Source organism: Marinobacter sp. E2 (assembly GCF_055755345.1).
Genome location: NZ_CM146911.1, coordinates 1,932,418 through 1,948,908, shown reverse-complemented (window position 1 = coordinate 1,948,908; position 16,491 = coordinate 1,932,418). Strand labels below are relative to the sequence as shown.

Annotated in this window: 18 protein-coding genes; 10 read left to right on the top strand and 8 right to left on the bottom strand. The window is 58.4% G+C overall.

Going from position 1 to position 16,491, the window contains the following annotated elements:
• The 4 genes from AC0J1C_RS08900 to AC0J1C_RS08885 are packed head-to-tail and all read right to left on the bottom strand — an operon-like array spanning position 1 to position 3,480.
• Positions 1–1,266: an NAD(P)/FAD-dependent oxidoreductase gene (locus tag AC0J1C_RS08900; protein WP_473043515.1), complete on the bottom strand. Its 1,266-nt coding sequence runs from the start codon at positions 1,264–1,266 to the stop codon at positions 1–3.
• Positions 1,263–2,063 carry an SDR family NAD(P)-dependent oxidoreductase gene (locus AC0J1C_RS08895; protein ID WP_473043514.1) on the bottom strand — a complete coding sequence of 267 codons (801 nt, stop codon included), beginning with the start codon at positions 2,061–2,063 and terminating at the stop codon, positions 1,263–1,265. The genes AC0J1C_RS08900 and AC0J1C_RS08895 overlap by 4 nt, the downstream gene beginning before the upstream one ends.
• Positions 2,060–2,527: a nuclear transport factor 2 family protein gene (locus AC0J1C_RS08890; protein ID WP_473043513.1), complete on the bottom strand. Its 468-nt coding sequence runs from the start codon at positions 2,525–2,527 to the stop codon at positions 2,060–2,062. Before AC0J1C_RS08890 ends, AC0J1C_RS08895 begins: the two co-directional genes overlap by 4 nt.
• Positions 2,524–3,480, bottom strand: a complete 957-nt coding sequence (locus tag AC0J1C_RS08885) for an acyl-CoA desaturase (RefSeq protein WP_473043512.1) — start codon at positions 3,478–3,480, stop codon at positions 2,524–2,526. Before AC0J1C_RS08885 ends, AC0J1C_RS08890 begins: the two co-directional genes overlap by 4 nt.
• Positions 3,481–3,654: 174 nt before the next feature.
• Here AC0J1C_RS08885 and AC0J1C_RS08880 point away from each other — a divergent pair, with 174 nt between their 5' ends.
• Entirely contained in the window at positions 3,655–4,623 is a 969-nt protein-coding gene (locus AC0J1C_RS08880) for an NAD(P)/FAD-dependent oxidoreductase (protein WP_473043511.1), read from the top strand.
• Here the strand turns inward: AC0J1C_RS08880 and AC0J1C_RS08875 are convergent.
• Positions 4,613–6,097 carry an HD domain-containing protein gene (locus AC0J1C_RS08875; RefSeq protein WP_473043510.1) on the bottom strand — a complete coding sequence of 495 codons (1,485 nt, stop codon included), beginning with the start codon at positions 6,095–6,097 and terminating at the stop codon, positions 4,613–4,615. The genes AC0J1C_RS08880 and AC0J1C_RS08875 overlap by 11 nt on opposite strands.
• Before the next feature lie 114 nt (positions 6,098–6,211).
• Here AC0J1C_RS08875 and AC0J1C_RS08870 point away from each other — a divergent pair, with 114 nt between their 5' ends.
• The 6 genes from AC0J1C_RS08870 (at position 6,212) to AC0J1C_RS08845 (ending at position 10,772) form a co-directional block, all read left to right on the top strand.
• Positions 6,212–7,420, top strand: a complete 1,209-nt coding sequence (locus tag AC0J1C_RS08870; protein WP_473043509.1) for a PP2C family protein-serine/threonine phosphatase — start codon at positions 6,212–6,214, stop codon at positions 7,418–7,420.
• A 14-nt stretch (positions 7,421–7,434) separates the two neighbouring features.
• Positions 7,435–7,926 carry an STAS domain-containing protein gene (locus tag AC0J1C_RS08865; RefSeq protein WP_091990697.1) on the top strand — a complete coding sequence of 164 codons (492 nt, stop codon included), beginning with the start codon at positions 7,435–7,437 and terminating at the stop codon, positions 7,924–7,926.
• A 61-nt stretch (positions 7,927–7,987) separates the two neighbouring features.
• A complete protein-coding gene (locus AC0J1C_RS08860; protein ID WP_473043508.1) occupies positions 7,988–9,055 on the top strand; it encodes an NAD(P)H-dependent glycerol-3-phosphate dehydrogenase in 1,068 nt (355 codons plus the stop codon).
• Positions 9,056–9,079: 24 nt separating this feature from the next.
• On the top strand, positions 9,080–9,529 hold the full coding sequence (locus AC0J1C_RS08855; RefSeq protein ID WP_091985366.1) for a SixA phosphatase family protein: 450 nt from the start codon (positions 9,080–9,082) through the stop codon (positions 9,527–9,529).
• Positions 9,530–9,543: 14 nt separating this feature from the next.
• Positions 9,544–10,110, top strand: coding sequence for a DUF1285 domain-containing protein (locus AC0J1C_RS08850; protein WP_473043506.1), 567 nt, complete (start codon positions 9,544–9,546; stop codon positions 10,108–10,110).
• A gap of 200 nt (positions 10,111–10,310) precedes the next feature.
• A complete protein-coding gene (locus tag AC0J1C_RS08845; RefSeq protein WP_091985361.1) occupies positions 10,311–10,772 on the top strand; it encodes an FKBP-type peptidyl-prolyl cis-trans isomerase in 462 nt (153 codons plus the stop codon).
• A 163-nt stretch (positions 10,773–10,935) separates the two neighbouring features.
• On the opposite strand, the gene AC0J1C_RS08840 is transcribed toward AC0J1C_RS08845, so the two are convergent.
• Positions 10,936–12,588, bottom strand: a complete 1,653-nt coding sequence (locus AC0J1C_RS08840) for an electron transfer flavoprotein-ubiquinone oxidoreductase (RefSeq protein ID WP_473043505.1) — start codon at positions 12,586–12,588, stop codon at positions 10,936–10,938.
• Between the two features lie 416 nt (positions 12,589–13,004).
• Here AC0J1C_RS08840 and AC0J1C_RS08835 point away from each other — a divergent pair, with 416 nt between their 5' ends.
• The 3 genes from AC0J1C_RS08835 to AC0J1C_RS08825 all read left to right on the top strand — a co-directional run bounded on the left by AC0J1C_RS08835 (position 13,005) and on the right by AC0J1C_RS08825 (position 15,670).
• A complete protein-coding gene (locus tag AC0J1C_RS08835) occupies positions 13,005–13,754 on the top strand; it encodes an electron transfer flavoprotein subunit beta/FixA family protein (protein WP_375193946.1) in 750 nt (249 codons plus the stop codon).
• A complete protein-coding gene (locus tag AC0J1C_RS08830; RefSeq protein ID WP_473043503.1) occupies positions 13,755–14,696 on the top strand; it encodes an electron transfer flavoprotein subunit alpha/FixB family protein in 942 nt (313 codons plus the stop codon).
• Positions 14,697–14,803: 107 nt separating this feature from the next.
• Positions 14,804–15,670 carry a putative RNA methyltransferase gene (locus AC0J1C_RS08825; RefSeq protein ID WP_473043501.1) on the top strand — a complete coding sequence of 289 codons (867 nt, stop codon included), beginning with the start codon at positions 14,804–14,806 and terminating at the stop codon, positions 15,668–15,670.
• On the opposite strand, the gene AC0J1C_RS08820 is transcribed toward AC0J1C_RS08825, so the two are convergent.
• Together AC0J1C_RS08820 and AC0J1C_RS08815 are read right to left on the bottom strand one after the other, a co-directional pair.
• The gene (locus AC0J1C_RS08820) at positions 15,667–16,134 is read right to left on the bottom strand and encodes a hypothetical protein (RefSeq protein ID WP_473043499.1); all 468 of its coding nucleotides are present in this window, start codon (positions 16,132–16,134) and stop codon (positions 15,667–15,669) included. The genes AC0J1C_RS08825 and AC0J1C_RS08820 overlap by 4 nt on opposite strands.
• 6 nt (positions 16,135–16,140) lie before the next feature.
• Positions 16,141–16,470 carry a hypothetical protein gene (locus tag AC0J1C_RS08815; protein WP_473043497.1) on the bottom strand — a complete coding sequence of 110 codons (330 nt, stop codon included), beginning with the start codon at positions 16,468–16,470 and terminating at the stop codon, positions 16,141–16,143.
• Positions 16,471–16,491: the final 21 nt, after the last annotated feature.

The window sequence follows — 16,491 nt, the reverse complement described above, 5'->3', positions numbered from 1 at the left end:
TCAGAACTCCATCCCGAACGCGCGGGTTACCCGCAGTGCGCTACGCACACCGTCCTCGTGGAAACCATTAAACCAGTAAGCACCGCAGAAGTGGGTGCGATTGTGGTTGCCAATTTCGTCGTAGCGTTCCTGCGCCCGAACCGCATCCATGGTGAACACCGGATGGGCATACTCAAAGCGTTTGATGATCCGTGCAGGATCGATGTCCTGGCTCCGGTTCAGGGTCACGCAGAAGGTTTCCGGCGCCTCGTGGAAATTCTGCAGGATATTCATGTTGTAGGTCACCGAGACGGGCTCGGTGCTGTGGCCTGGAATGAAATAATTCCAGGCCGCCCAGGCCCGACGGTTGTCGGGCAGAACGCGACTGTCCGTGTGTAATACAACATCGTTGTTCTGATAGGCAATGGCGCCAAGAATGTCCCGTTCCGAGTCGGTGGGGTCGGCCAGCATCGCCAGGGCCTGATCACTGTGGCAGGCGAATACCACCTGGTCGAAGCGATGACTCTCACCTTTCACCAGAACGGTTACCCCGGTGTCGTCACGGCTTACGCGCTCTACCGGGCTGTTCAGGTGGGTGGCTTCGCCCAGGCGATCCATCATCTTGCTGACATATTGAGCGGAGCCGCCGGAAATCACCCGCCAGGTTGGCCTGTCATCCACGGACAGCATGCCGTGATTGTTGAAAAACTGCAGGAAGAACCGGATCGGGAACTGCTCCAGAACGATTTCGGGTGCCGACCAGATAGCGGCCCCCATGGGCACGATGTAGTAGTTGCGGAAATACCTCGAGTAACCGTTCCGGTTCAGGTACTCGCCCAGGGTCTCCTCGTTGCTGATGGCGCCGGCCTGGAGATCGGCACGGGTTTCCTTGTTGAACCGGAGAATTTCCCGAACCATTTTCAGAAACGGCAGGTTGAACAGGTTACGGCGCTGGGCAAACAGCGTGTTCAGGCTGGTACCGTTGTACTGCAGCCCGGTGGTGCTGCAATCCACGCTGAAACTCATATCGCTGACTTCCGAGGCCACGCCCAGGCGGTCCATCAGCTTGATGAAGTTGGGGTAGGTCCAGTCATTGAAAACGATAAAACCGGTGTTTACCGGCCAGTTACGACCTCCTGCTTCCACTTGCTCGGTGTTGGTGTGTCCTCCGGCATAGTCGGCGGCTTCGAAAATCTGCACATCGTGTTTCTCGGCCAATAACCAGGCCGCGGTGAGGCCGGATACGCCGGCCCCGATGACAGCAATCCGCTGACGTTCGTTACTCATCCATTCGATTCCTGCTCGTTGTTGCTTTTACGGACCATGGACGCCGACATTCGGTCGATCAGGGGCCGGGGAAGGGCGCCGAGAATTCTCAGCATCCAGGTAAAGCGCTTGGGAAAGGCGATGTCGTTGTGGCCTTTGGCCAGCCCGCTGACGATCCGCTCGGCTGCGTCCTCGGCCGAGACCAGAAACGGCATGGGAAAATCGTTGCGGTCGGTGAGAGGCGTTTTCACAAACCCGGGCGAAACAACCACCACACCTATGCCTTCAGCGGCCAGATCAGCCCTCAACGCGTGTGCAAAGTACGACAGTGCGGCCTTTGAGGCACCGTAGCCTTCGGCTCGACCGAACGGGAACCACCAGGCGGAGGAACTCACGATGACGATCGTGGCCGGCTTGCCTTTCGCCCGGGTTCGTCGGAGTGCGGGGAGGGCGATGTCGAGACAGCGGGCAGTGCCAATTACGTTGGTGTGAATGTTTTTTTCAATGACATCGCTGCTGTAATGGGCGATCTCAAGGTATTCACAGGTACCGGCGTTAAGGATGGCCATATCCAGATCGCCGTCGTGTTCGAGCTCTTCCGCGATCGCCTGCAAGTCTTCCTTGCTGGTCGTGTCCCCAGCAGCACACCGGATCTGTTCAGGTGCAACCGACGCCAGCTCCTCCAGCGCGCCTTTGCGTCGACCGGTGATAACCAGCCGATGGCCGCCGCGGGCGAGGGCGCGGGTTACTGCCTCACCGATGCCAGAGCTGGCGCCGGTGATCCAGATGTTCGAGGTGTCCTGAAGTCGATCACTCATCCTGCCTGATCCTTTATCCAACGAATGACCCCACCGATGATGGGCAGGTTCTCGTAGAGCATCTCCCCCGCGTCGAAATAGTCCCGGTGGTAATAGACCCGGCCGTCGCGGATCCTGAGATGACTGATGCCCTGCACCTGAACTTCCCGACCTTTGCGAATGCGCTTGTGCCGGAGGTGCATGACCCAGGGCAAAGCGGCAGTTTCGCCCTGAACCACGGCCTCTCCGAACTCGAAACGGCAATCCACGACGTTGGCGTACGCGCCGGCGAAATAATGGGTCAGTTCGTCCAGGCCGTTCACAGTACCCAGAGGATCCTGAAAACGAATGTCTTCGCTGTAAAGATCGGCAAGTTTGTCGAGGTTACCCTTGTCCAGTTTGTTGAACAGGGCCCGGAAATCCTCCAGCGTTGCGGGAACGGCTGAATTGCGCGTCCCAACTTCAATTTTTGAGGCGGTTGTCATGATCTGCTCCTCCTCATTCTGTCCAGTTCGCGTGTCTCTTCCTGAATGTGCTGCGGGATTGGGTTCAGCTCCCAGATAATGCCCAGTTTCGACATCAGCCAGAGGCCGTACCAGGTAATGTCAATTTCATACCAGCGGAAACCCTGCCGTACCGATTGCGGCCAGCGATGGTGGTTGTTGTGCCAGCCTTCACCCAGCGTAATCAGGGCCAGCCAGAAGTTGTTGCGACTGTCGTCCGCGGTGTCAAAGCGGCGCTTGCCCCAGACGTGAGACAGCGAATTGATTGAGACCGTGGCATGGAACAGCGCCACCGTGGAGATGAAGAACCCCCACACCAGTAACTGAAGGCCGTTGGTGCCAAGACCGGGCGCCCAGGCTGCCAGGGCTTCACCCAGGGCATAGATAGCCACCGCTGCCAGCGCGGGCACCAGGGAATCGAACCGGTTGATCAGTTTCAGTTCGGGGAACTTGAGCCAGTCGCGAACACGCCGTTCATCCATTGCAAAGCCGGCGTCGCAGGTGAACCAGCCCATGTGAGACCACCAGAAACCGCCATGATGGGGCGAATGCAGATCCTGCTCCTGATCTGAGTGCTGATGATGATGCCTGTGGTGTGCGGCCCACCAAAGGGGCCCCCGCTGAGCCGCACTGGCGCCGAGAACAGCAAATACGAACTGTGCCGGGCGACTGGTCTTGAAGGTTTTGTGGGCAAAATACCGGTGGTAAAAACCCGTGATGGCAAACATGCGAACAACAAAAAATGCGATCGCAAACCCAATGGCAAATGCACTGGCACCGGTGTAGAAGGCCAGCAGACACGCGAGGTGCAGTGCGATGAATGGGATTACTCTAAGAAAATTGAAGGATCTGGAGTTGGTGTCGATGTGATCCGAACCCGCCTCGGAATCGAACCACCTCAGAATGTTTGTAAGCCAGTGTTGCACTCGGGTCATACCCTGATTGCCTTCCTCTGTTCTATAACCTTGATTGCTGAACCGGCTGACAACCGGTTGCGATTGCTGTCAAGTTGTACGATGTCACCACTTGAATTGGATGCACGATAACTCATGTTTAATCAGACCGCTGATAATCCGTCACTACGCCGTATAGCGATTGTTGGTTCAGGCATGTCGGGCCTTACTGCGGGCCTGCAACTGAAAGGGTTGGGGCACACCGTCACCGTATTTGAAAAAAGCCGCGGCCCGGGTGGCAGGCTGGCGGCCAAACGGGTGCCCTCGGGGTCGGTCGACATTGGAGCTCAGTACTTCACCGCCCGTAACCCGGATTTCCTGCCATTCCTGGAAAAGTACGCAGGCAAAGGCACGTTTACCCCCTGGCAGGGCCGATTGGCCTACCAGGCGCCCTCCGGGGAGTGGGAGCCCTTTCCGGAAGAAGCTCGGTTCGTGGGCACCCCCAGGATGACCGCCATCACCAGGGCCCTGTCGGCCAACCTCAACGTGGTGACGGAAACCCGGGTAGGGAGATTGGCCCGAACAGACAACGCCTGGCGTCTTTACGATACCGAAGGCGTGTCGCTTGGGGAGTTCGATCAGGTAATTATCACCGCGCCGCCGGCCCAGGCCCGTGATCTTCTGGCCAGCAGTGGACTTCCCGAGCTTGCCTCTGAGCTGGACGAGCCTGTTGGCAAAGTGTTGCCATGCTGGGCGGTAGCCGCTCATTTCCCCACCAGTCCCTGGCCTCACCACGACGGAATGCGTTGCCAGCATCCGGCGCTCTATTGGGTTGCCCATAACTCCAGCAAGCCCGGACGAGAGGACGCTGGCCAATGGTGGGTTTTGCACGCCGGCGCCAGTTGGACCCGGAAGCATGTCGACACCGCGGCGCCGGAGGTAGCCGAACTGCTGGTAGAGGCCTTCCGGGAGGTTACCGGTTTTCAGACCGGCCCGGATGATGTGGTGGCCCATCGCTGGCTTTATGCCCGCTCCGAAGGCGGCGAACAGCCCGGCCATCTCTGGTACCCGCAACACGACATTGGTCTGGCCGGCGACTGGCTCAGTGGAGGCAGGGTAGAAGGTGCGTTCGACAGCGCCTGCGGCCTGGTCGCGGAAATGCACGCGGCGTCAGTTACTCCGTGAGCGACCCCTGGCTGCCGGTGGTGACATCCGGCCGGGTGTAAAAGTGAGTAATGGTGCCGTCGCGAAACTTGCTGAAAAAGGCGCTGACCTCGGTGATTTTTTTCAGGGAGCGCACCCGGTGGATGGGCTCCCGCACCAGCACCTTGATGCCATTGAAGTTGTCCTGGATATTCGAGAAGCGAGCCCGCATGGAACAGGTAACCACGCGGGCAGGGCTGATGCCGAGTTCCCCGGCCAACCAGGTGCTGTGATGTCGGATGCCCTCCGCAGAAAGGTCTTCGCGGGTATCCAGATGGTTCAGTTTTACCCGGTTTACGATGCAAAAGGAGTAACTCTGGGGATGCTTGCGGGCCACTTTCCGAAACGCTTCCCAGAAAAAGTTGTCGGTAAGCTCGGCAAAGTAGGTCATGTCGCTCAGGCAGGTGTCCACCCAGTCAAAGTTTTCAGGGTCGTCCAGCACCTCGTTGATTGCCTCCCGCAGGAGCCAGTCGAATCCCAGCGCGGTCTTGTGGGCGTAAACCTTCCGGTACATCTGGTGGCGGCTGTACACAAAGTCTTCCAGCGCGCCCAGGCCCTTCTGGGTGATGGCCAGCCCAAGCCAAGGCTCCGAGACATCCCAGCCGAAGCGCAGGTTGCTGAGCAGATGGTCCAAGTTAAAGCCGCCAATGGTCACCGATGAGTGGAACCCATCCCGAAGCATGTAATCCGCGCGGTCGGCGTCAATTTCCCCGGACACGATAGAGGACAGCAGGTTCATGACCAGCCCGGGAATGTCGTCGCTCAGGGGTGAACCGACCGCCGCATCCTCACCGGCAATGAAGGCCCAGAACGTGCGGGCGTGACGACAGAAGGTCTCACTTGGCGTAACCCCCGTGGTTTCCATGATGCCGATGACATCCCGGGCGTGGAGACCGGCGCTTTCCAGACCCACCGCCGAAAGCACTTCGTGGGCCACTCTCACGGAATAATGCTCGTGCTCCAGTTCTTCCGGCTCGTCGGGGTGGTAATCCGAGAAATCCACACCTCGCCAGAGATCCCGAAACCGGCCGGGTCGCGACATTAGTTCCCGGATTCGGCGGGCCTGAGTGAACTGGTGAGAAAAACTGGAATGTCCGCTGTCGTGGAGCAGGCAGCCCAGGCGAATGGTTTTAGCCAGGTAATCGATGGCATCGAGCTGGCTCAGGCTCAGGTCGGTCTGTTCACTGAGCTGGCGCTCTCTCAGGTAGGCGTCAATCATCGACCGGAACATCCGCGTGCCCACGTGCATAACGCCAATGCTGTGCAGGAAGCGGGAGTGGGTGGCACCCGGGAACACCAGGCTCAGGATATCGTTCTGGCAGATGTTGCGCAGCCTCTGGAACAGCGGATGGTCAATCACCTGGATTTCGTGCCGGTACAGCGGGATCCCGCCATGAACCGGATCCATGATCAACTTGTCATAGGCTCCGAGAAGGTCGTTGACCGCACGTCTCATCAGCTGGAATCTCCCGAATTCATGAACTTGGCCTTGTTATATCACAGGGGCGTGCCAGAATAGGCTTATCCGAGGCAATTTCCTGTTTCACGCTGGTAGTTTAGGGCAGTCGCCATGACCTCGCGCACCGAGCGCATACTAATCATTGATGCCGATGAACGGGCCCGCACCGATCTTGCCCGATACCTCGAGGCCCGGGGCTTTTACGTAACCGGCTATACCGATCTGGCGGCGGCCAGGGCGCTGTTCGACGATAACATTCCGGATGTCATCTTTGCAGACCTGCCACCGGCCGCCATTCGAGACCTTGCCAGCCGGCTGGAAGAAGCCGAAACCTTTACTCCCATTGTCGCCTGTTCCTCGAGCCAGTCGAGTGTCGATGTCGTTAACGCCCTGCGGGCGGGCGCGGCGGATTTCGTTCTGAAACCCTGCAACGACGACAAGGGCGCCCTGGATGATGTCATTGGCAAGCTGTTTGACCGGGTGCGGGTAAACCGTCTGAATCAGCTCTATCGGCAGGAACTCGAAGAAGCCAACCGGGACCTCCGGGAGGGTATCGCCGAGTTGCGGGCAGACCAGAGGGCCGGGCGTAAAGTGCAATTGCGGATGCTGCCGGAGCACGAACAGCTCATGAGCGGCCTGCATGTGGACCACATGATCAAGCCGTCGCTGTTTTTGAGCGGCGATTTTCTGGATTACTTCCGCGTGACTGACGACAAGGTCCTGGTGTACATCGCCGATGTCTCCGGCCATGGCGCCAGTTCTGCGTTCGTTACGGTACTGCTGAAGAACCTCACCAATCGCCTGCAGCGCAATCTGCGTCGTGGTTCCAGTGACGATATTCTTTATCCTGACCGATTTCTCGAACGCATTAACTCCGAGCTGCTGGATACCGGCCTGGGCAAACACGTAACGGTGTTCGTCGGCATCATCTCCCTGAGCGAGCGCAAGCTGCACTACGCGGTGGGTGCCCACTTCCCGATGCCCATTCTGTCGTTCGAGGGTGGAGAAACCGCTTTTCTGGAGGGCAGTGGCCTGCCCGTGGGCCTTTTTGAATCCCCCGAGTGGGAGGTGTACGAGCGGCCTTTGAACAAACCGTTTCACCTGACCCTGTTTTCCGATGGAATCCTCGAGGTTATCCGGCAAAAAACTCTTGATGAAAAGGAGGGGACACTACTTGAACTCGTCTCGGGAGGTCGTCACACTATCGCATCGCTCAACGACGCTCTGAATCTCGACGAGATCACAGAGCTGCCTGACGATATCGCTATTGTGTCGGTTACTGATACCATGAATGGGTCAGAGAACACTTCGTCGAAATAGTGGCAGTGTGGAACATGGCTGGTTACAAGATCCTGCAGGCAGAGAAACAGGGCATTTATGTCCTCAAGTTTATTGGGGAAATCCGGCTGAACCTTTGTTCGACGCTGGACAATCTGGTTGAGTCGATCACGCAGGACCCGGAGTTCAAAACGGTGGTGGTGGATCTCACGGAAACCGAGATCATCGACAGCACAACCCTGGGCCTGTTGGCCAAGATTGCCATGGCGGCCCAGAAACAGAGCCACTTCCTGCCCACCCTGATTTCCACCAATCCCGACATTACCCGCATTATCACGTCCATGGGTTTCGACAAGATTTTCATCATTGTCCGAGAGCCTGCGTCCCGTATTGAAGAACTTGAAGAAATACCCGTGCTCAAGGCCAGTGAACAACAGGTTCGCGACAAGGTACTCGATGCCCACAAGGTACTGATGGGTCTGAACAGCCGAAACAGGGAAGAATTCAAGAATCTGGTGCGCGCTCTGGAATGTGAAGAGCCCGGCTGAGCCGAAAGCCCCCGGGCCCCAATGCCGGTGTCACACCTGATCTGACAACAATGGAAGCATTATGTCTGAACAAACGACGCCCCGTCGCGATGGGGCATCCGGGCCAACGCACGACGTTGCGGTGCTTGGTGGCGGGAGCTTTGGCACCGCCATGGCCAAGGTGCTTGGCGAGAATGGCCACCGGGTGCATTTCTGGATGCGCGATGAAGCACAGGTTGAGGAAATCCGCAGCCACCGTACCAACAGCCGGTACATGCCCAATGTGGAGCTGAAAGGCGACATTCTCGCCACCACCGATCTCGGTGACGCAGTCAGCAAGGCCGAGCTCGTTTTTATCGCCATTCCAAGCAAGGCATTTCGGGCCGTTATTCGCGAGAACTGCGACAAATTCCGCGATGATCAGATCGTGGTCAGCCTCACCAAGGGTATCGAGGAGCACGGTTTCAAGCTGATGAGCGAGATCCTCCAGGAGGAGATCCCCCGCTGCCGGATCGGCGTACTCAGCGGGCCCAACCTGGCCAGCGAGATCGTCGACAGGGACCTGACCGCCACAGTCATCGCCGCCAAGGACCCGGACGTGCGCAGAACCGTCCAGGAGTTGCTGGGCTGCGAGTATTTCCGGGTTTACGCGAACGTGGACGTATACGGCGTGGAGCTCGCCGGTGCGCTCAAGAACATTTATGCCATCGTCGCCGGCCTTGCATCCGCTCTTGAGATGGGTGAGAACGCCAAGGCCATGCTGATTACCCGCGGGCTGGCGGAAATGAGCCGCTTTGCGGTGAGCCTCGGCGCCAATCCGATGACCTTCATGGGCCTGGCGGGTGTGGGCGATCTGATCGTTACCTGCACGTCGTCAAAGAGCCGCAACTTCCGGGTGGGTTACGCGGTTGGGCAGGGTCAGAAGCTTGACGACGCTGTGGCGGAGCTGGGGCAGGTGGCCGAAGGCATCTACACGCTCAAGCTGGTCAAGGAAAAGGCCGAAGCGATCGGGATCTACATGCCTCTGGTCCGTGGCCTGTACGAAATTCTCTACGATCACGCGTCGATCAAGGCGGTCATCAACAGCCTGATGATGTCTGTCCAGAACTCCGACGTTGAATTCATTCTGCCTCGGACCATCACACAGTAGGCGGCCAGCAGAGGAAGACTGCCCTTGCAACTGCTCATCATGCGTCATGGCGAAGCCGGCTGGCACACCCTGGACCAGGAGCGGGAGCTGACCGAGCACGGGCGGCTTGCGGTGGCTGAGGTGGCGGCCCAGATTGCCGAATCGCCCTGGCGACCGAAGCTGATCTGGAGCAGCCCCTACGTCCGGGCCCGGCAGACGGCGGCTATTGTGTCCGAGATTCTCAATTGCCCCGTGGAAGAGAAACTGTTCATTACTCCGGATGACGACCCCGGGGCCTGCCTGGACGCACTGATCGAGCAGCACGAATCCCCGCTGATGGTGGTTTCCCATATGCCTTTGGTGGGCGGTCTTGCCACCCTGCTGGTGGATGCCCACCGGCGCGGCATCCCGTTCATGACCGCCCAGGCGGTTGCCCTTGAAATGCCGGTGGTCGGCCCGGGCTGCGCCGACCTCAAAGCACAGTTTCTGCCGTGATTGGAGCCACCGTAATGACGACAAATCCGGATAAACTGGCAAAACAGGTGGAGAAAACCGTGAAGAATCCCGGCCATCCGCCCCTTGAACAGTGGAATCCCGAGCTTTCGGGCGATATGGATCTTCGCGTCAGCCGAGACGGGCAGTGGATCTTCAAAGGCGAGCCCATGGCCCGTGAGGCCATCGTCCGTCTGTTCTCAACCATTCTGCGACGGGAAGCGGATGGCCATTACTACCTGGTGACCCCGGTCGAGAAATGGCGCATCCAGGTGGAAGATACCCCGTTGCTGGCCCATTCGCTGGAAGCGTCCGGGGAAGCTGAACAGCAGGTGCTGTCCCTGACCACCAGTGTCGGGGAAACCCTGGAGATTGGGCCGGACCACCCTCTGGAAGTTGGTACCTACGACAACTCGGACGAGCCCCGGCCGGTGGTGACGGTGCGCCACGGCGTTGAGGCCAGGCTGGTAACCGCCGCTTTTTACGATCTGGCCGAACACGCCATCGAGCGGGTAGAACACGGTCAATCGGTCTTTGGCGTCTGGAGCCATGGAATTTTCTACAAAATCGGGCAGGGTGGTTGAAAAGCCCCGCCGCGTCCCCAGAATTACGGTAGAAAACGCACTCTGACCATTGTTAAACTGTGTTTTCATACTTGTTATGAGCCTGGCTCTCTAACGAGGCCCGGTGGTCGTTAGTCCCTCTGTGCAGTCTGGCTGTTCACGATCACTTTCGATTGCCTAAATCAATTAAACAGTCATTGCGAGACACGCAAGGAGATCACATGGCCCAACCTCGTGTTGTCACCATCCATTACACGCTCACTAACGATCAGGGAGAGCAGCTTGATTCCTCCCGTGTAGAAGGTCGCGAGCCTCTGTCTTACCTGGAAGGTGCACAGAACATCATCGGCGGACTGGAAAGTGCGTTGAACGAAAAGAACGCAGGCGACCAGGTAAAGGTGTCTGTAGAACCTGCTGAAGGGTACGGCGAAGTTAACGAAGAGCTGATTCAGCCTGTTCCTCGTTCTGCATTTGAAGGTGTCGATACCATCGAGCCGGGCATGCAGTTCCAGGCACAGACTCCGGGCGGCCCCCAGGTTGTTCGCGTGGTTGAAGTGGGCGACGACACCGTTACCATCGATGCCAACCACCCGCTGGCCGGTCAGACCCTGCACTTTGACGTGGAAGTGGTCGAGACCCGCGACGCGACCGACGAAGAGCAAGAGCACGGTCACGCTCACTAAGCTTTTCCGACGCGTACAGAAACGGCTCCCTCGGGGGCCGTTTTTTTATGTCTGGAGATAAGCCTGTCTGATTAGACCGTTAGGTCGGATTAGGCGAAGCCGTAATCCGACACCAACAAAAAACGGCCCCCAGGGGGCCGTTTTGGTTGGCTGAAACCCGAACTTACATGTTCGGATAGTTCGGGCCACCGCCCCCTTCCGGAGTTACCCAGGTAATGTTCTGGGCAGGGTCCTTGATGTCACAGGTCTTGCAGTGCACGCAGTTCTGGGCATTAATCTGGAACCGCTTGCCGCTGCCGTCGTCCTTTTCAACCACCTCATATACACCAGCCGGGCAGTAGCGCTGCGCGGGCTCGTCGTACTTGGGCAGGTTGTCACGGATCGGAAGGTCCGGATCGGTGAGCTTCAGGTGAACCGGCTGGTCTTCCTCGTGGTTGGTGTTGGAGATAAACACCGAGGACAGGCGGTCGAAGGTCAGGGTGTTGTCCGGCTTCGGATAGTTCACCTTCTTGCACTCGGACGCCGGCTTCAGAGTGGCGTAGTCCGGTGTGGTGTCGTGGAAGGTGATTGGCAGGCTGCCACGCAGGATGTTCTGCTCGAAGAAGGCGATGGCGCCGCCCACCACATTGCCGAACTTGTGCATGGCGGGGCCGAAGTTACGCTCGGCATAGAGTTCCTTGTACAGCCAGCTGTCTTCAAAGTGCTTCTGGAAGCTGGTGATTTCCTCACCGCTCTTGCCTTCCTTCAGGGCCTCAAACACTGCTTCTGCACCCAGCAGGCCGGATTTCATGGCGGTATGGGAGCCCTTGATCTTTGAGCTGTTCAGGGTGCCGGCATCACAGCCCAGCAACAGGCCACCCGGAAAGCTCATCTTGGGCAGGGCATTGTAGCCGCCCTTGGCGATGGCACGGGCACCGTAAGACACGCGCTTGCCGCCTTCCAGGTGCTTCTTGATCTCCGGATGCAGCTTCAGGCGCTGGAACTCTTCAAACGGGCTCAGGTGCGGGTTGCTGTAAGACAGATCGGTGATCAGGCCCACGTAAACCTGGCCGTTTTCCAGGTGATACAGGAACGAACCGCCGGTGGAGCCGGTCTCGTTAAGCGGCCAGCCGGTGGTGTGGACGACCAGTCCGGGCTCGTGTTTGGCCGGATCGATATCCCACAGTTCCTTGATGCCGATGCCGTAGTGCTGGGGATCCTTGCCTTCGTCCAGCTTGAAGTCGTTGATCAGACGCTTGCCCAGGTGGCCACGGCAACCTTCGGTAAACAGGGTGTACTTGGCGCGCAGTTCCATGCCCGGCATGTAGCCGTCTTTCTCGGAACCGTCGCGGGCCACGCCCATGTCGCCGGTGATGATGCCTTTAACCTGGCCGTCTTCAACAATGGTCTCGGCGGCCGCAAAGCCCGGGTACACTTCAACGCCCAGCTGCTCGGCCTGCTCGGCCAGCCAGCGGCAGAGGTTGCCCAGGCTGATAATATAGTTGCCGTGGTTGTGCATGTTCCTGGGCACAAAGGCGTTGGGAATCTTGGTGGCGCTTTCCTGGTTCTTGAGCAGGAAAATATCGTCGCGGGTAACCGGCGTGTTCAGCGGAGCGCCTTTCTCTTTCCAGTCCGGGAAGAGTTCGTTGAGGGCAGTGGGCTCGAACACGGTACCGGCCAGGATGTGCGCGCCGATTTCAGAACCTTTTTCTACCACGCATACGGTGAGTTCCTCGCCAGCTTCCTGTGCCAACTGCATGACACGGCACGCTGCCGACAGGCCCGCCGGGCCGCCGCCGACGATAAGAACATCAAATTCCATCGATTCGCGTTCCACGTTGGTCTCCTCAAACATCTTTGATGAATATTGTATGCCCGCAGGCGAGTTTTACGGGTCGCCATAATACCGGCTAAAAGGCCTGTAGACGACTGCCACAGGCCGATTTGGCCTGCCTGACTATCTGAAAGGATACCGCATTTGAGAAATCAAACAAACGTTTGTTTGAAATTCGCTCTAACCTTTGGCACTCTAAGAGCACACTGAAACATGGTGTATTTTGAGTCGAAATCTAGTATCGTCTCATTACGGTTCCCGGTCAAGGCCGGTGAATTGGCTGAAACTCAGTCCTGGCGCGTCGTTTCAGGTCATTGAATCTGCCGAGCGTTGCCTCCACCATTGTGGCGCATTGAACTCAGGCAGGCTCTGCGCGAGGACTGCAAGTCATAAACCCATCGTAGAAGAACGAGGAATCTATGAAGGTTCTGGTCGCTGTAAAACGAGTTATCGACTACAACGTGAAGGTGCGCGTCAAGCCGGACAACACCGGTGTTGATCTCGCCAACGTCAAGATGGCAATGAACCCGTTCTGCGAAATCGCCGTGGAAGAGGCGGTTCGCCTGAAGGAAAAGGGTGTTGCTACCGAAATCGTGGTGGTGTCCATTGGTCCCAAGGCCGCCCAGGAGCAGATCCGTACCGCTCTGGCGCTGGGTGCAGACCGTGGTATCCACGTTGAAACCGACGAGGAGGTTCAGTCTCTCGAGGCGGCCAAGCTGCTGAAGGCGGTTGTTGAGAAGGAAGAGCCGAAGCTCGTGATTCTCGGCAAGCAGTCCATCGATTCCGACAACAACCAGACTGGCCAGATGCTGGCCGCGCTGACCGGCATGGGTCAGGGCACCTTCGCTTCCGAAGTGGTTGTTGAGGGCGACAAGGTAAACGTAACCCGCGAGGTAGACGGTGGTCTGATGACCGTTTCCCTGAACCTGCCAGCGGTTGTTACCACCGACCTGCGTCTGAACGAGCCGCGCTACGCCTCCCTGCCGAACATCATGAAGGCCAAGAAAAAGCCGCTGGACGGCATGAGCCCGGCCGATCTGGGTGTCGACATTGCTCCGCGCCTCTCCACCCTGAAGGTTGAAGCGCCCGCTTCCCGTCAGGCAGGTGTGAAAGTGGCTGATGTAGCCGAGCTGGTCGATAAACTGAAGAACGAAGCGAAGGTGATCTAAATGAGCATCCTTGTAATTGCTGAACATGACAACAGCAGCCTGAAGCAGGCTACTCTGAATGTTGTAGCGGCTGCCAAGGCCATCGGCGGTGACATCGACGTACTGGTTGCCGGCGAAAACTGTGGTGCCGTTGCGGAAGCTGCGGCGAAGGCCGAAGGCGTGAACAAGGTTCTGGTTGCCGATAACGCTGCCTATGGCCATTTCCTGGCCGAGAACCTCGGCGAGCTGGTTGCCGAAGTGGGCAAGGGCTACAGCCACGTGCTGGCCGCTGCCGGTACCACTGGCAAGGACTTCATGCCGCGCGTCGCCGCACTGCTGGACGTTGCCCAGGTATCCGATATTATCCGTGTTGAGTCTGACGACACCTTCGTTCGTCCGATCTACGCCGGTAACGCCATCGCTACTGTTAAATCCAGCGACAGCGTCAAGGTGATCACCGTTCGTCCGACCGCATTCGATCCGGTAGCCGCAGAAGGCGGTTCTGCCGCCGTTGAGCAGCTGGATCTGGTCAAAGACGCTGGCCTGTCTTCCTTCGTTAGCGAAGAGAAGGCCGAGTCGGATCGTCCGGACCTGGCCTCCGCCGGTATCGTTATCTCCGGTGGTCGTGGCATGCAGAACGGCGACAACTTCAAGATGCTGGAGCAGGTTGCCGATCTGATGGGTGCAGCCGTTGGCGCCTCCCGTGCTGCAGTTGATGCCGGCTTCGTGCCGAACGACATGCAGGTCGGCCAGACCGGCAAGATCGTTGCTCCGCAACTGTACATCGCCGTGGGCATTTCCGGTGCCATCCAGCACCTGGCAGGTATGTCTGACTCCAAGGTGATCGTTGCGATCAACAAGGACGAAGAAGCGCCGATCTTCCAGGTAGCGGACTACGGCCTGGTAGCGGACCTGTTCGAAGCGGTGCCGCAACTTGAGGAAGAGTTGAAGAAAGTTCTGTAACTTTCTCTCAAGTATCGAAAAAGGCACCTTCGGGTGCCTTTTTTGTTGGGCCGACCACCATTACCTGCGATCATAGGCAACACCATTCCGGACAAGACAAACCCACAATGACCAGCATTCCTTTCGATGCGCTTGCCTGTCCCCTGGACCATTCTCCGCTCATGCATACCAACGGGGCCTGGCGTTGCGAGCACGGCCACAGTTTTGACGTTGCCCGGCAGGGCTACGTGCATCTGCTGCCGGTGCAGAAGAAACGCTCTCTCGATCCCGGCGACAGCAAACCCATGGTTGCCGCCCGCAGGCGCTTCCTGGAGACCGGATACTATGACGGGATTGCCGAAGCTGTCAGTCACCGGGCGATAGCGGCCCTTGGCTCGATGGTCAGGTCCGGGAGCACCGTTCCAGCGATACTGGATGCCGGATGTGGTGAGGGTTATTACATCCGCCATCTTGACGCGGCCGCGGGTGAGCAGCCCCTAGCGATGATTGGCGTGGACATTTCCAAGTGGGCCGTACTCTCTGCTGCCAAGCGGGAAAGGGCGTGTCGCTGGGTGGTCGGGAGCAATGCCAACCTGCCGGTGCTGCCGGCGTCGGTGGATCTTATCCTTTGCCTTTTCGGCTTCCCGTCCTACGGCGAATTCGCTCGGGTACTGAAGCCTGGCGGCCGCATTCTTCAGGTGGATGCAGGTGCTGATCACTTGAAGGAGCTGCGCGAAATCATCTATCCGGAGTTGAAGCCAACCAGGGAACGAACCTCGTCGGCGCCTGAAGGGTTCGAGGAACTCGCGTCCAGCACGCTCCGGTTCACAGCAGTGCTTGGCGATCAGGACGCGATTTCCGATCTTCTTGCCATGACACCACACTTGTACCGGGGCAGTGCCGAGGGGCTGGAGAGGGCTGCAACCCTCAGCACCCTGACGGTGACAGTAGACGTCGTGATTCGTGAATTCGAGAGGCAGGCAGATAGCCTCTAGGAGGAGCCGGGGCGGCGCTTGCGTGCCACCAGACGTTTTTCTGCCTGCCCGATGATCAGGGTGTCCGCCAGAATGTGCAGCGCCCGGTTGGTGGTGCGGACCGTCCGGTAGATTTTCTGGCTGGTCTCATCGTGACTGGCTCTCGCCTTGCGGGCACTGCTCCGGAATTCCTCGTCGCTGGAAAACAGGTCAATCAGCCCGAACGTGGTGTTGGAAATCGCCTTATGCAGTTTTTCCACGGCGGTGGCGCCCCCGGTTACCGAGTCTTCCAGAAGGCGCGCCCGGTTACGGACTTCCAGCAGGTCCATCCGGCTTTTCTGTATGGCGCTATTTGCGGCCACCCGATGGGAATTGAGAATCCGGGCTTCGCGCCGGCCCAGTATGAGCAGGCGGAAAGCCTGGCAAAGCACCGCCAGTGCGAGCAGCTCTAACACTCCGATCAAAGCAACAAGAAAGGTTTCCATGGTCGATCACCGATACTCGATGTGCATTTCCACGTCGATTTCCCGCTCGGCCAACTCCGACTCCAGCTCCTTCATCACTTCCTGGTACACCATCTTGCGCACCATCACCGGGAGTTTATCCGCCAGGATCCGGGCAGAGCGGGATTCCCGTTTCGCCAGGGCAATCGGATCCAGTACCCGAAGCGTAAGCACCAGCTCGGGTTCCTGTGCGTTGCCCGGGATATCGTCATTTTCCATCATGCGGGCGATCATTTTGCGCTGCTCCAGCACTTGCCAGCACAAAAAGGCACTGAACAGCACCAACAGCAGGCTTAGCACCAGAAGAAAGGTGGTCAAGGCGAACCTCCGGAATTCGGT

Coding starts and splice junctions, on each gene's coding strand:
- AC0J1C_RS08865 (WP_091990697.1), top strand. CDS start 7,435: ATGGCTGGTTACAAGATCCTGCAGGCAGAGAAACAGGGCATTTATGTC.
- AC0J1C_RS08845 (WP_091985361.1), top strand. CDS start 10,311: ATGGCCCAACCTCGTGTTGTCACCATCCATTACACGCTCACTAACGAT.
- AC0J1C_RS08875 (WP_473043510.1), bottom strand. CDS start 6,097: ATGAGACGTGCGGTCAACGACCTTCTCGGAGCCTATGACAAGTTGATC.
- AC0J1C_RS08825 (WP_473043501.1), top strand. CDS start 14,804: ATGACCAGCATTCCTTTCGATGCGCTTGCCTGTCCCCTGGACCATTCT.
- AC0J1C_RS08820 (WP_473043499.1), bottom strand. CDS start 16,134: ATGGAAACCTTTCTTGTTGCTTTGATCGGAGTGTTAGAGCTGCTCGCA.
- AC0J1C_RS08870 (WP_473043509.1), top strand. CDS start 6,212: ATGACCTCGCGCACCGAGCGCATACTAATCATTGATGCCGATGAACGG.
- AC0J1C_RS08835 (WP_375193946.1), top strand. CDS start 13,005: ATGAAGGTTCTGGTCGCTGTAAAACGAGTTATCGACTACAACGTGAAG.
- AC0J1C_RS08900 (WP_473043515.1), bottom strand. CDS start 1,266: ATGAGTAACGAACGTCAGCGGATTGCTGTCATCGGGGCCGGCGTATCC.
- AC0J1C_RS08895 (WP_473043514.1), bottom strand. CDS start 2,063: ATGAGTGATCGACTTCAGGACACCTCGAACATCTGGATCACCGGCGCC.
- AC0J1C_RS08860 (WP_473043508.1), top strand. CDS start 7,988: ATGTCTGAACAAACGACGCCCCGTCGCGATGGGGCATCCGGGCCAACG.
- AC0J1C_RS08890 (WP_473043513.1), bottom strand. CDS start 2,527: ATGACAACCGCCTCAAAAATTGAAGTTGGGACGCGCAATTCAGCCGTT.
- AC0J1C_RS08885 (WP_473043512.1), bottom strand. CDS start 3,480: ATGACCCGAGTGCAACACTGGCTTACAAACATTCTGAGGTGGTTCGAT.
- AC0J1C_RS08850 (WP_473043506.1), top strand. CDS start 9,544: ATGACGACAAATCCGGATAAACTGGCAAAACAGGTGGAGAAAACCGTG.
- AC0J1C_RS08880 (WP_473043511.1), top strand. CDS start 3,655: ATGTCGGGCCTTACTGCGGGCCTGCAACTGAAAGGGTTGGGGCACACC.
- AC0J1C_RS08830 (WP_473043503.1), top strand. CDS start 13,755: ATGAGCATCCTTGTAATTGCTGAACATGACAACAGCAGCCTGAAGCAG.